Origin of the sequence: Klebsiella sp. DY2415 (assembly GCF_026314315.1) — a bacterium.
GTDB lineage: Bacteria > Pseudomonadota > Gammaproteobacteria > Enterobacterales > Enterobacteriaceae > Klebsiella > Klebsiella ornithinolytica.
Window position 1 is genome coordinate 5,456,053 of sequence record NZ_CP111115.1, and the last position, 13,352, is coordinate 5,469,404.

The 13,352-nt window shown below is 57.9% G+C and carries 12 protein-coding genes; 9 read left to right on the forward strand and 3 right to left on the reverse strand.

What is annotated here, in order from left to right:
* Positions 1 to 4: 4 nt before the first annotated feature.
* A complete protein-coding gene (gene rhaR / locus OQV00_RS25810; RefSeq protein WP_004869355.1) occupies positions 5 to 853 on the reverse strand; it encodes an HTH-type transcriptional activator RhaR in 849 nt (282 codons plus the stop codon).
* A 72-nt stretch (positions 854 to 925) separates the two neighbouring features.
* Entirely contained in the window at positions 926 to 1,762 is an 837-nt protein-coding gene (gene rhaS, locus OQV00_RS25815; RefSeq protein WP_004869353.1) for an HTH-type transcriptional activator RhaS, read from the reverse strand.
* 312 nt (positions 1,763 to 2,074) lie between these two features.
* Between rhaS (OQV00_RS25815) and rhaB the strand changes: the two genes are divergently transcribed.
* The 9 genes from rhaB to rhaM all read left to right on the forward strand — a co-directional run bounded on the left by rhaB (position 2,075) and on the right by rhaM (position 11,993).
* The gene (gene rhaB / locus OQV00_RS25820) at positions 2,075 to 3,541 is read left to right on the forward strand and encodes a rhamnulokinase (protein WP_104897303.1); all 1,467 of its coding nucleotides are present in this window, start codon (positions 2,075 to 2,077) and stop codon (positions 3,539 to 3,541) included.
* Positions 3,538 to 4,797, forward strand: coding sequence for an L-rhamnose isomerase (gene rhaA / locus OQV00_RS25825; RefSeq protein WP_266279626.1), 1,260 nt, complete (start codon positions 3,538 to 3,540; stop codon positions 4,795 to 4,797). The genes rhaB and rhaA overlap by 4 nt, the downstream gene beginning before the upstream one ends.
* A gap of 105 nt (positions 4,798 to 4,902) precedes the next feature.
* On the forward strand, positions 4,903 to 5,733 hold the full coding sequence (gene rhaD / locus OQV00_RS25830; protein WP_015585433.1) for a rhamnulose-1-phosphate aldolase: 831 nt from the start codon (positions 4,903 to 4,905) through the stop codon (positions 5,731 to 5,733).
* 176 nt (positions 5,734 to 5,909) lie between these two features.
* Positions 5,910 to 6,896 carry a rhamnose ABC transporter substrate-binding protein gene (gene rhaS, locus OQV00_RS25835; RefSeq protein WP_004869349.1) on the forward strand — a complete coding sequence of 329 codons (987 nt, stop codon included), beginning with the start codon at positions 5,910 to 5,912 and terminating at the stop codon, positions 6,894 to 6,896.
* Positions 6,897 to 6,944: 48 nt separating this feature from the next.
* Positions 6,945 to 8,456: a sugar ABC transporter ATP-binding protein gene (locus tag OQV00_RS25840; protein ID WP_004869347.1), complete on the forward strand. Its 1,512-nt coding sequence runs from the start codon at positions 6,945 to 6,947 to the stop codon at positions 8,454 to 8,456.
* A complete protein-coding gene (locus tag OQV00_RS25845; protein ID WP_178392330.1) occupies positions 8,453 to 9,460 on the forward strand; it encodes an ABC transporter permease in 1,008 nt (335 codons plus the stop codon). Before OQV00_RS25840 ends, OQV00_RS25845 begins: the two co-directional genes overlap by 4 nt.
* Complete coding sequence (locus OQV00_RS25850) at positions 9,457 to 10,461, forward strand: ABC transporter permease (protein WP_032718499.1); 1,005 nt, start codon at positions 9,457 to 9,459, stop codon at positions 10,459 to 10,461. Before OQV00_RS25845 ends, OQV00_RS25850 begins: the two co-directional genes overlap by 4 nt.
* Before the next feature lie 72 nt (positions 10,462 to 10,533).
* Positions 10,534 to 11,682 carry a lactaldehyde reductase gene (gene fucO / locus OQV00_RS25855; RefSeq protein ID WP_004869342.1) on the forward strand — a complete coding sequence of 383 codons (1,149 nt, stop codon included), beginning with the start codon at positions 10,534 to 10,536 and terminating at the stop codon, positions 11,680 to 11,682.
* Complete coding sequence (gene rhaM, locus OQV00_RS25860; RefSeq protein WP_004869340.1) at positions 11,679 to 11,993, forward strand: L-rhamnose mutarotase; 315 nt, start codon at positions 11,679 to 11,681, stop codon at positions 11,991 to 11,993. The genes fucO and rhaM overlap by 4 nt, the downstream gene beginning before the upstream one ends.
* Positions 11,994 to 12,086: 93 nt before the next feature.
* Here the strand turns inward: rhaM and OQV00_RS25865 are convergent, their stop codons facing one another.
* Entirely contained in the window at positions 12,087 to 13,352 is a 1,266-nt protein-coding gene (locus OQV00_RS25865; protein WP_032718515.1) for an MFS transporter, read from the reverse strand.

Here is a 13,352-nt window from a genome sequence, read left to right on the forward strand (position 1 = left end):
TGCCCTATGCGGCAACGCGACTGCGTTGCCGCCACTGCCCTGGGGTCATGCCAATTTCGCGATTAAAGACAACGGAAAAGTAGTTACTGTCTTCAAATCCGCACTGCATCGCAATGTCACCAATCAACCGCTCGGTGTGCTGCAATAAATACTGCGCGTGGCAGATACGCAGCTGACGCAGGTAATGGTTGATCGTCATCCCGGTCTGCTGGCGAAACTGCTGACGCAGCGCACGCTCGCCGCACCCCTCCCGCTCACAAAACAGCTCAAGAATAAAAGGTCGGTTCAGGCTGCCGGCCAGTTCGGTCAGCAGCTTATCGAGGAGCGTTTCGCTTTGGGTCGCCGCCCGGTTATCGGTCGCATAGCGGTGGCGATGAAGAATCAACGCCAGCTGCGCAAACAGCAGCTCGGCCATGTTATTAGACTGCGCATCGCCGCGGGCGCTCTCCTGCTCCAGCTGAGTAATCACCTGGCGAACCTGAGCCATACCAGAACTGCCGATCCGCCAGTGCGGCATCCACGACGTCCCAAACAGACCGGGAATATGGGCCGCCCAGTCAAAGTTAAGCCGCAGACGATCCGGGCAATAGATGACGTTTTGCAGGACTAAATCATTCACCGAGGCGTAGGAGTGTTTGTCTTCGGCGCGAATATAAAACAGGTCGCCACGGGTAATGCGCCATGGGCGATCGTTAAGGACATGCAGGCCATTTCCCCGCCATACCAGTACCAGTTCGCAGAACTCGTGGGTATGCTCGGCGAAGACATTTTGCGGATAACGGTCGGCAACCGCTACCGCCTGAGAAGGAGAGGCAAAAAACTCATCTTTGCGCAGAATCAGCTGACCAGCCACTACCAGAACTCCACCGCCAATAACGGTTTATTATTCGCGTTTTTGCTCGCTAAAACGTTGACTGCTCTCGCGTTACTGAAGAATGGCGTCCCGTCCCTGACGGATATCGCGCGGCGACCAGGAAAACTCGCGGCGAAAAAGCGTCGAAAAGTGGTTACTGTCGCCGAAACCGCAACGATAGGCGATATCCGTGATGCTCTCATCGCTATGGCGTAGCAGGTGACGCGCCTTCATCAGTCGCACCCGATTGAGGTAGCGCTGCGGCGTCAGGCCGGTCTGTTGCTTCAGCTGGCGATGCAATGTCCTCAGCGACAGGGAAAACTTATCCGCCACCTCTTCCCAACAGACATCCTCGGCAAAGTGATCTTCCAGCCAGGCCATCAGATGATTCAGCCGCGCTTCGTTGTCGGCCGCCCCTTCCGCGAGGCTGCTTTTACGCAGCAGGACAAGCAGCTGCATAAAGAGAATCTCCCGTCCGGCGAGCGTATGCATATCCGGTTCGAGGCCGACGTCTTCCATCTGTCCGACGATCTGTCGTACCTGCTGTAGCACGGCCTGGTTCACCCGCCAGTGAGAGAGGTAATTCCCCTCTTGCTCCTGCGGTAACAGCTGATTGACGCCATTCAGAAAGCGAAAGGCATCCGGCGCGCGATAGAGCACGTTAGTCAGGCATAAATTGTCCGTATGTTCATAGAGATGACGATCGTGATCGCGAATAAAGCACACCGAACCGCCGCTGATGGTATAGGGCTGACCGTTGAACACATGAATCCCCGTGCCGTGCTCAACGATGACGATTTCATGGAAATCGTGATGATGTTCCGGGAACGCCGCCTGAGGGAGGCGTGGCTCAATGGCCACAGCAGAAGTCCCGGACTTAAAGAAATCCACGCTGTGCAAAATGGTCATAACGGCACCCTCGAAATGAGAAATGTTATCAATCAGTGTCACAAATAGTAATTAAGGGTCCGCAATCCAGCCTTCAATTTTTGACCGCAAAATTCGTAAAACCTGCCGCTTTTTCAAGAAACAGCCGGAAAGATCGGGAACTGCGGACAACATCACATCCTCTTCCCTGATGCTCATGAAGAGAATCTGTGACCTCCCTCACGGTCATCTTTGCTTTCTTGCCAGCCGCCTGTTTTCCCTGTCAGTGGCAAGAAGGTGCGCGATTCACGACTTTTTTAGACTGCTGACAATGATTTTTACAAGGATCTCCCCATGAGCTTTCGTCATTGTGTAGCCGTTGATTTAGGCGCCTCCAGCGGGCGGGTGATGCTTGCCAGCTATGAATGCGGGCCGCGTACGCTAACGCTGCGCGAAATACACCGCTTTACCAATAGCCTGCAAAAGGTGGATGGCTACGACTGCTGGGATGTCGACCGTCTGGAAGGCGAAATTCGCCGCGGGCTGGTGAAGGTCTGCGAGCAGGGTATCCTCATCGACAGTATCGGTATTGATACCTGGGGCGTGGATTATGTCCTGCTGGATAAGCACGGCGAACGCGTGGGTCTGCCGGTCTCCTATCGTGACCCACGAACCCAGGGCCTGATGCACCATGCCGAAGAGCAAATAGGCCGCGCCGAGATCTACCGCCGTAGCGGCATTCAGTTTATGCCCTTCAATACCCTATATCAGCTCCGCGCGCTGGTTGAGCAGCAGCCGGAACTGGTCAGCCAGGTTTCACATGCGCTGCTGATCCCTGACTACTTCAGCTTTCGCCTCACCGGCCATCTGAACTGGGAATACACCAACGCCACCACCACCCAGTTGATCAATATAAACAGCGATAGCTGGGATGAAGAGCTGTTGAACTGGAGCGGAGCGCCGCGCGAATGGTTCGGCACGCCAACGCATCCCGGTAACGTAATCGGTCACTGGTTATGCCCGCAGGGCAACGCCATTCCGGTGGTGGCCGTCGCCAGTCACGATACCGCCAGCGCGGTCATCGCCTCGCCGCTGGCCAGCAAAAACGCCGCGTATCTCTCTTCCGGCACCTGGTCGCTGATGGGCTTTGAAAGCAAAACCCCCTACACCGATAGCGACGCGCTGCAGGCGAATATCACCAATGAAGGTGGCGCCGAAGGGCGCTACCGGGTGCTGAAAAATATCATGGGACTGTGGCTGCTGCAGCGGGTGCTGAAAGAACAAAACATCAGTGACCTGTCGGCGCTCATCGCCCGTACCGCTCGTCTTCCGGCCTGCCGTTTCGTCATTGACTGCAACGACGATCGTTTTATCAATCCGGCCAATATGAGCGCCGAAATTCAGTCCGCCTGTCGCGAGTCCGGGCAGCCGGTTCCCGGCGATGACGCCGAACTGGCGCGCTGTATTTTCGACAGTCTGGCCCTGCTCTATGCCCGCGTACTTCGTGAACTGGCCCAACTCCGCGGCCAGCCGTTCAGCCAGCTGCATATTGTCGGCGGCGGCTGCCAGAACGAGCTGCTCAATCAGCTGTGTGCCGACGCCTGCGGTATCACGGTGGTCGCTGGGCCCGTAGAGGCCTCCACGCTGGGCAATATCGGCATCCAGCTGATGACCCTGGACGAACTGAATAACGTCGACGATTTCCGTCAGGTGGTATGTCGCAACGCCGCGCTTACCACGTTTACCCCCAATCCTGAACATGAAATTGCCCGTTTCGTGGCGCAGTTTCAGCCACAACAGACTAAGGAGCTTTGCGCATGACCACTCAACTTGAACAAGCCTGGGATATTGCTAAACAGCGCTACGCTGCCGTTGGCGTGGATGTCGAGGAGGCCCTGCGTCAACTGGACCGACTACCCGTTTCGATGCACTGCTGGCAGGGCGATGACGTCGCCGGCTTCGAAAACCCGGAAGGGAACTTAACGGGCGGGATTCAGGCCACGGGGAACTATCCGGGCAAAGCTCGTAACGCCGGCGAGCTGCGCGCCGACCTTGAGCAGGCGCTGAGCCTGATTCCGGGGCCGAAACGCCTGAATCTGCACGCGCTCTATCTGGAATCAGATACGCCGGTGGCGCGCAATGAAATCAAGCCACAACACTTCCGCAACTGGGTTGAGTGGGCCAAAACCAATAAGCTGGGGCTGGATTTTAACCCCTCCTGTTTCTCCCACCCGCTGAGCGCCGATGGCTTTACCCTGTCGCACGCCAACGACGAAATCCGCCAGTTCTGGATCGATCACTGCAAAGCCAGCCGCCGTATCTCTGCCTGGTTCGGCGAGCAGCTGGGCACCCCGTCGGTGATGAATATCTGGATCCCGGACGGCATGAAAGATATTACCGTTGACCGTTTTGCCCCGCGCCAGCGTCTGCTCAATGCGCTGGATGAGGTCATCAGCGAAAAACTCGACCCGGCGCATCACATCGATGCCGTAGAGAGCAAACTGTTCGGTATCGGCGCAGAAAGCTATACCGTCGGCTCCAACGAGTTCTATATGGGATACGCCACCAGCCGCCAGACCGCGCTGTGCCTCGATGCCGGCCACTTCCACCCGACGGAAGTCATCTCCGACAAAATTTCCGCCGCCATGCTGTACATCCCGCGACTGCTGCTGCACGTCAGCCGCCCGGTGCGCTGGGACAGCGACCACGTCGTGCTGCTGGATGACGAAACCCAGGCTATCGCCAGCGAAATCATCCGCCACAACCTGTTCGACCGCATGCACATCGGTCTCGATTTCTTCGACGCCTCGATTAACCGCATCGCGGCGTGGGTGATTGGTACCCGCAACATGAAGAAAGCGCTGCTGCGCGCCCTGCTGGAACCGACGGAACAGCTGCGCCAGCTGGAAGCTGACGGTGACTACACCGCCCGTCTGGCCCTGCTGGAAGAGCAGAAATGCCTGCCATGGCAGGCCGCCTGGGAGATGTATTGCCAGCGCCACGATACCCCGGCGGGCAGCCAGTGGCTGGATAGCGTACGCGCTTATGAAAAAGCGGTACTAAGCCAACGCGGCTAATCATCATTGCCGGACGGCGGCTGATGCCACAACCGCAGCCCGTAGGGTCAATCTTCTTTATGGTGCGGGGCTCCCCCCGCATCGCAGCAACAGGAATACAAGACTATGCAGAACATCATCAACGCCTGGTTCGTTCAGGGCATGATTAAAGCCACTTCCGATGCCTGGCTGAAGGGCTGGGACGAGCGTAACGGCGGTAACCTGACGCTGCGCCTCGACGACGCGGATATCGAACCGTTCGCGGCCGATTTTTACGCTAAGCCGCGCTACATCGCCCTCAGTCAGCCGATGCCCACGCTGGCGAACCAGCCATTTATCGTCACCGGTTCCGGCAAATTTTTCCGCAACGTCCAGCTCGATCCTGCGGCCAATCTCGGCGTGGTGAAGGTAGACAGCGATGGGGCGGGATACCACGTGCTATGGGGACTGACGGACGATGCGGTGCCGACCTCTGAATTACCGGCGCATTTTCTCTCCCACAGCGAGCGCATCAGGCTAACCAACGGCAAAGACCGCGTGATCATGCACTGCCACGCCACCAACCTGATTGCCCTGACCTATGTACTGGAGAACAACAGCGATCTGTTCACCCGCAAACTGTGGGAAGGCAGCACCGAATGTCTGGTGGTCTTCCCGGACGGGGTCGGCATTCTGCCGTGGATGGTGCCGGGCACCGATGAAATTGGCCAGGCCACCGCGCTGGAAATGCGCAAACATTCGCTGGTGCTGTGGCCGTTCCACGGCGTCTTCGGCAGCGGCCCGACGCTGGACGAAACCTTCGGTCTCATCGATACCGCCGAGAAGTCGGCCGAAGTGCTGGTGAAAGTCTATTCGATGGGGGGCATGAAACAGACCATCACCCGCGAAGAGCTCATCGCCCTGGGCAAACGCTTTGCGGTGCAGCCCATGCAGTCCGCGTTAGACCTGTATCAATAACAACATCGCGCCCCGCTCACCGAGACGGGGCGAACTCTGTCACCTGCAAATCATTCCCCGAGTATGTCGCACTGCAGGAAGGGGGCGGAGTCCACGGATGGACGGGTCATACAAGCCAACGCATCTGTAATGTGAATGACAACGGGAATCTAACTCAATCATGTGGAGTAAAAGCAATGAAAACAAAGACAAGCTTGATCCTCACCGTTGCCATTATGGCGTTGTCCGGTTCTGCTTCAGCGGAAGTGAAAATCGCCCTCGTGGCAAAATCGTTGGGAAATGGGTTCTTCGAAGCTGCGAACGTCGGCGCCCAGCAAGCGGCCAAAGAGTTAGGCGATGTTAAAGTCATTTATACCGGCCCGACCACCACCACGGCAGAAGCGCAGATCGAAGTCCTTAACGGATTGATCGCCCAGGGCGTGGATGCGATCGCCATCTCCGCCAACGATCCTGATGCCGTCGTCCCGGTGCTGAAAAAAGCCATGCAGCGCGGTATCAAAGTGGTCTCCTGGGATTCCGGCGTGGCGCCAGCGGGTCGGCAAATCCATCTCAACCCCTCCAATAATGCCCTGATTGGCGAAACCAACGTCCGGCTCGCCGCCGAGGCATTAAAAGCGCTGAATGTCGATAAAGGCGATGTGGCCGTGTTAAGCGCCACCCCGACCTCGACCAACCAGAATATCTGGATCGAGGAGATGAAAAAGGTGCTGCCGAAGTACCCTTCCGTCAATCTGGTCACCGTGGCCTACGGCGACGATCTGTCGGATAAGAGCTACCGCGAAGCGGTGGGCCTGCTGAAGTCATATCCCGAGCTGAAAGTGATCGTCTCGCCTTCTTCGGTCGGGATCGTCGCCGCCGCGCAGGCGGTCAAGGATCAGGGCAAGATTGGCAAGGTCTACGTGACCGGGCTCGGGCTGCCGTCTGAAATGGCCGGGGCGATTAAATCCGGCGCCAGCAAAAGCTTCGCTATCTGGAACCCTATTGATCTGGGCTACGCCGCCACTTATCTGGCCGACGATCTGGTAAAAGGGACGGCGAGTAAAACCGAAGCCAGTATGGGCAAGCTGGGTAAAGTCCAGCTGGATGCCAACGGCAACGGCGCGATGGCGCAGCCGTTCGTTTACGATGCCAGCAACATCGATAAATTCTCAAAAATCTTTTGACCCCGTTCCCCTCACCGATACCGGGAGGGGAAAAACTGGAGAATTATCATGACGGCATCCACTCCTCTGCTGTCGCTTAAGGGTATCACCAAGGTTTTCCCCGGTGTGCATGCCCTTGAGAACGTACAGCTCGATCTCTGGCCCGGCAAAGTGACCGCCTTAATCGGCGAAAACGGCGCCGGCAAATCCACGCTGGTCAAAGTAATGACCGGTATTTATCAGCCCGAAGAGGGCGAGATCCTCTATAAAGCAATCCCTATCCAGCTGCCGAACCCCGAGTCGGCGCATAAGGTGGGGATCACCGCCATTCATCAGGAAACCGTGCTGTTCGACGAGCTGTCGGTCACCGAAAATATTTTCGTCGGCCAGTATCTGTATACCGGCCTGCTGAAGAAACTCGACTGGCCCGCCATGCACCGCAAAGCCAGCGAAATCCTCACCCGCCTTGAGGTGCAGATTGACCCACGCGCGACGCTGAAAACCCTCAGCATCGCCCAGCGGCATATGGTGGCGATTGCCAGAGCGCTCTCCTTCGACGCCCAGGTGGTGATTCTCGATGAGCCCACCGCCGCCCTCTCGCAGCATGAGATTCTGGAGTTCTATCAAATCGTTGAACGCCTGAAGCAAGACGGGAAAGCGATTTTGTTTATCTCGCATAAGTTTGACGAAATTTTCGAACTGGCCGATTACTACACCATTCTGCGCGACGGCGTCTTCGTCAGCGCCGGCGCCATTAATGACATCACCGAAGAACGGATGGTGGCGATGATGGTCGGTCGCGCCATCACCCAGACCTACCCGAAAGTCGAGTGCACGCCGGGCGCAACGGTCCTGGAGGTGAAAAACCTCTGCCATCCCACTGAGTTTGCCAATATCCATTTTTCGCTGCGTAAAGGTGAAATTCTGGGCTTCTACGGCCTGGTCGGCGCCGGGCGAACCGAGCTGATGCAGGCGCTCTCCGGGGTATCTCGTCCCGCGAGCGGGGAGATCGTGCTGAACGGTAAAACCATGCACTTCCGCCAGCCGGCGGACGCCATCCGGGCGGGAATTGTCTGCGTGCCGGAAGAGCGGCAGAAGCAGGGGGCGATTATTGCCCTGCCAATCGCCCAGAACATTAGCCTGCCGCAGCTCAGTCAACTCAATCCCAATGGCGTATTGAACGCCACCCGCGAATGGCAGCTGGCGAATGAATATGCCTCACGTCTGCAGGTCAAAGCGTTTAACTGGCAGCAGACGGTAGAAACCCTCTCCGGCGGCAATCAGCAGAAAGTGGTGATCGGCAAATGGCTGGCCACACACCCGGAGGTGATCATCCTCGATGAGCCAACCAAGGGGATCGACATCGGTTCAAAAGCGGCGGTGCATCAGTTTATGTCCGAACTGGTGGGACAGGGGCTGGCGGTGATCATGGTGTCATCCGAGCTGCCGGAAGTCATGGGGATGGCAGACCGCATCATCGTGATGCATGAAGGGCTGATGGTGGCCGAATATCGCGCGGGGGAGGCAACGGCAGAAACCATCGTCAGCGCCGCCAGCGGCCTCGGTCGGGAGGCAGCATAATGGGGCGACAACTGCTTAAACACCGTGAAACGCTGCTGGCTGTCATCATCATTATGATGATCGGCGCGATCGGCAGCCGGGCACCGTCATTTATCACGCCCGGTAATCTGGTGGAGATGTTTAACGACACCGCTATTCTGATCATCCTTGCCCTCGGTCAGATGATGGTGCTGCTGACCAAAGGTATCGATCTGTCGATGGCCGCCAATCTGGCGCTAACCGGGATGATTGTCGCGCTGCTCAACGCCCACTATCCCGAAGTACCGGTTTGGACGCTGTTGGTTCTGGCGACCCTGCTGGGCCTGCTGATGGGGATGATCAACGGCCTGCTGGTGTGGCGGCTCGGCATCCCGGCCATTGTGGTCACCCTCGGTACCATGAGCATCTACCGCGGCATTATTTTCCTGCTTTCCGACGGCGGCTGGGTCAACTCGCACCAGATGAGCGCCGATTTTCTCGGCCTGCCGCGCGCCTCGCTGCTTGGGCTACCGCTGCTGAGCTGGTGCGCCATCGCCGCGCTGTTGCTGGTGGGCTACTTTCTGCGTTACAGCCGTACCGGCCGGGCGCTGTACACCGCGGGCGGCAACGCTACCGCGGCGTATTACACCGGGATTAATGCGGGGAAAATGCAGTTCATCAGCTTCTGCCTCTCCGGCGCGCTGGCGGGCTTTTGCGGCTACCTGTGGATCTCGCGCTTTGCCGTCGCCTACGTTGATGTTGCCAACGGTTTTGAATTACAGGTCGTGGCCGCCTGCGTGATTGGCGGCATCAGTACGATGGGGGGAACCGGGCGCGTCATCGGCTGTCTTTGCGGCGCGCTGTTTCTCGGCATCATCAATAATGCGCTGCCGGTGATGGGTATCTCACCGTTCTGGCAAATGGCGATCTCCGGCGCGGTCATCGTTATCGCGGTGGTACTCAATGAGCGCGGCAACAAACGACACGGGCGGTTAATTCTGCGCAGTGCGGTGGCTGCCGCGCAAAAACAGACGGTGAAATCATGAGTAAAATAATGACCCCGGAAGAGACGATCAACATCGCACCTGCGCCGTCACCGCTGCACCGCCTGCTATGCTGGGAAGGATTTTTACTGGCGGTCACGCTGGTGGTCTTCGTGGTCTGCGCGCTGGCCTCGCCCTACTTCCTCAATATCTGGAATTTGTCGGACGCCACCTTCAACTTTACCGAGAAGGCGATTGTGGTCCTGCCGATGGCGATGTTGATTATCGCCCGGGAAATCGACCTCTCGGTCGCCTCCACCATGGCGCTGAGCTCAACGGTGATGGGCTTCTGCGCGGCGGCGGGGATGGATACGCCGCTGCTGGTGGCCGTCGGGCTGGGAGTGGGTCTGCTGTGTGGTCTGTTTAACGGCCTGCTGGTCACGCGTCTGAATCTGTCGTCGATCGTCATTACCATCGGCACCATGAGTCTGTATCGCGGTATGACCTACATTCTGCTGGGTGACAAAGCGCTGAACCACTATCCGGACAGCTTCGCCTGGTTCGGCCAGGGCTATGTGTGGGGTGCGCTCTCCTTCGAGTTCGCGCTGTTTATTCTTCTCGCAATCGCCTTCGCTTTCCTGCTGCACAAAACCAACTTTGGCCGCCGCACCTACGCTATTGGCAATAACCCGACCGGCGCCTGGTTTTCCGGTATCAACGTTAAGCGCCACAACCTGGTGCTGTTTGCGCTGGTCGGGCTGATGTCCGGGCTGGCCGCCGTGCTGTTGACCTCCCGGCTTGGCAGCACCCGCCCGACCCTGGCGATGGGCTGGGAGCTGGCAGTCGTGACGATGGCGGTACTCGGCGGCATCAATATTCTCGGGGGTTCCGGCAGCATGGTGGGGGTGATTATCGCCGCCTTTCTGATGGGGCTGGTGACGTTTGGCCTGAGCCTGCTCAACGTGCCGGGCATTGTTATGTCAATCATCATCGGCGCGATGCTGATTGTGGTGATCTCGCTGCCCATTATTACGCGGCGAGTGATGCAGCGAAGACGGATCTAATGTCGGACGGCGCTGTGGCTACGAGCGCAGCGCCGCCGGGCATAAAAATCACGGTAATTAAGGAGAATTATGATGAGTTTTATGTTGGCACTTCCCAAAATCAGCCTCCACGGCGCGGGCGCTATCGGTGATATGGTCAAGCTGGTAGCAGATAAACAGTGGGGCAAAGCGCTGATCGTCACCGACGGCCAGCTGGTAAAGCTCGGGCTGCTGGACAGCCTGTTCGCCGCCCTGGATGAGCAGCAGCTGCCTTATCATCTGTTTGACGAAGTCTTTCCCAATCCCACCGAGGCGCTGGTGCAACAAGGCTATGCGGCGTATCGGGAGGCCGGGTGCGATTACCTCATCGCCTTTGGCGGCGGCAGCCCAATCGATACCGCCAAAGCGGTAAAAATCCTCACCGCTAACCCGGCGCCCTCCACCGCTTACTCCGGCGTCGGCAAGGTGAAGAATGCCGGCGTACCGCTGGTGGCGATCAACACGACGGCCGGTACGGCGGCAGAGATGACCAGCAACGCGGTGATTATCGACGCCGGGCGTCAGGTCAAAGAGGTGATTATCGATCCGAATATCATCCCGGATATTGCGGTGGATGATGCCAGCGTAATGCTGGATATTCCGCCGTCCATCACCGCCGCAACCGGGATGGATGCCCTGACCCACGCCATCGAAGCGTTTGTTTCCGTCGGCGCCCATCCGCTTACCGATGCCAACGCGCTGGAGGCCATTCGCCTGATATCCCGGTGGCTACCGAAAGCCGTTGAGGACGGGCATAACCTCGAGGCGCGCGAGCAAATGGCATTTGGCCAGTATCTGGCGGGCATGGCATTTAACAGCGCCGGACTGGGATTGGTCCATGCGCTGGCGCATCAGCCTGGCGCCACCCACAATCTGCCGCATGGCGTATGCAACGCTATCCTGCTGCCGATCATCGAAAACTTTAACCGTCCGAACGCTATCGCTCGCTTTGCCCGCGTGGCGCAGGCCATGGGCGTGGACACCCACGGTCTGAGCGAGGAAGCCGCCAGTACAGAAGCCATCAACGCGATTCGCGCGCTGAGCAAACGGGTCGGTATCCCGCAAGGTTTCAGCCAGCTTGGCGTCACCAAAGCCGATATCGAAGGCTGGCTGGATAAGGCGCTGGCTGACCCCTGCGCACCATGCAACCCGCGCAGCGCCAGCCGCGATGAGGTCCGTGAGCTTTATCTGGAGGCCTTATGATCCGCAAAGCCTTTGTCATGCAGGTCAATCCCGACGCGCATGAGGAGTACCAGCGCCGCCATAATCCCATCTGGCCGGAGCTGGAAGCGGTACTCAAAGCGCACGGCGCGCATCGCTACGCGATTTATCTCGATAAGGATCGCCATCTGCTGTTCGCCACGGTGGAAATTGAATCTGAGGAGCGGTGGAATGCGGTCGCCAGTACCGATGTCTGCCAGCGCTGGTGGCAACATATGTGCGATGTGATGCCTGCCAATCCGGACAACAGCCCGGTGAGTGCGGAGCTCAAAGAGGTGTTTTATCTCGCCTGAATCGCCCGGGAAGCGGGTATAAAAAACGACGCCGCAGTTCACTGCGGCGTCGTGCCTGGCGCGCGGCCACGCCGAACGGTGCCAGGTGCACGATCAGGTCGTCATCGCCTTGCCCTCAACGCTGCCCAGGGCGGCTTTCCCTGACAGAGTGAACGCCGAGATAACCGTCACCACCAGCGCGATACCGCCGAGGATCATATAGGTGTCCTGGAAGCCAATCCGGTCATACATATTGCCGGCAAACGCGGAGAGGAAAATCGCCGCCACCTGTTTGGCAAACTGAAAACCGACCAGGTAGATCGTCGCCGACAGGCGAGTATCGAAGACGCCGGTGATGTATTTAAATGCCCCCACCAACAGGAACGGAACCTCGAGCGCATGGAGCATTTTTAGCGCCACGACTTCAGCGGCCGTCGTGGCGAACGATGAACCGATCATCCTTGCCGCCATCACCATCCCGGCAATCAACAAGGTATTTTTGGCGCCGATGCGGTTAATAATCCACGGCGAGCAGAACATGATAATAGCATTGCAGATCTCCCCGGCAGTGGTGGCAAAACCAAACGCCCGGGTCCCCGCTTCCGGGGTGGTAAAGAAGGATTTAAAGAAGGTGGCAAACTGCTGATCGAACACGTCATAGACGCAGGCCACGCCAACCACATACAAAATAAACATCCACATTTTGCGCTGGCGGAACATGCGCACCGCGGTTTTCAAATCTACGGCGGAACGATTGGCCCCCAGGGAGCCCAGCACCTGAGTCGCCTGGCTGGCCTGCGGCTTAGCTATCGCAACCAGTACCAGCAACAGCAAGGCCGCGACCGATCCCATCCAGAAAACCCATTCCGGATTGACGCTAAACAACATGCCTGCGGTGGTCGCGCACAGCGCCCATCCCAGGCAACCAAAGGTACGCGCTTTGCCGTACTCAAATCCGCTATTCCGGCTGACGCGCTCGATGTACGCCTCCATCGCCCCGGCGCCCGCGGAAAACACAAAGCCGATGTAGGCACCGCCGCTTAACGCGCCGATCCAGATATTGGTTTTTAATAACGGAGCAAACACGTAGAGGAAGAATGGCGCAATCAGCACCAGCAGGACGGAGACGACCCACATCAGATGTTTCTTTAGCCCCAGCTTATCCGAAATAACGCCCAGCACCGGCTGAAAACAAATCGCAAACAGAGACAGGCTGGAAAACACAATACCGGTCTCGGTTTTGTTCAGCCCGATAACGTCCGATAGCCAGATCGGCAGAAACGGAAAACAGGTGGCCATGATGAAAAAGTAGAGAAAAAAGAACAGCCCGAAAATCCAGAAGTTAGGGTTGTTTTTATGGGTACAGGCGGTCGGGTTCAT

Coding starts and splice junctions, on each gene's coding strand:
- rhaS (WP_004869353.1), bottom strand. CDS start 1,762: ATGACCATTTTGCACAGCGTGGATTTCTTTAAGTCCGGGACTTCTGCT.
- rhaB (WP_104897303.1), top strand. CDS start 2,075: ATGAGCTTTCGTCATTGTGTAGCCGTTGATTTAGGCGCCTCCAGCGGG.
- rhaA (WP_266279626.1), top strand. CDS start 3,538: ATGACCACTCAACTTGAACAAGCCTGGGATATTGCTAAACAGCGCTAC.
- rhaD (WP_015585433.1), top strand. CDS start 4,903: ATGCAGAACATCATCAACGCCTGGTTCGTTCAGGGCATGATTAAAGCC.
- rhaS (WP_004869349.1), top strand. CDS start 5,910: ATGAAAACAAAGACAAGCTTGATCCTCACCGTTGCCATTATGGCGTTG.
- OQV00_RS25840 (WP_004869347.1), top strand. CDS start 6,945: ATGACGGCATCCACTCCTCTGCTGTCGCTTAAGGGTATCACCAAGGTT.
- OQV00_RS25850 (WP_032718499.1), top strand. CDS start 9,457: ATGAGTAAAATAATGACCCCGGAAGAGACGATCAACATCGCACCTGCG.
- fucO (WP_004869342.1), top strand. CDS start 10,534: ATGAGTTTTATGTTGGCACTTCCCAAAATCAGCCTCCACGGCGCGGGC.
- rhaM (WP_004869340.1), top strand. CDS start 11,679: ATGATCCGCAAAGCCTTTGTCATGCAGGTCAATCCCGACGCGCATGAG.
- OQV00_RS25865 (WP_032718515.1), bottom strand. CDS start 13,352: ATGAACCCGACCGCCTGTACCCATAAAAACAACCCTAACTTCTGGATT.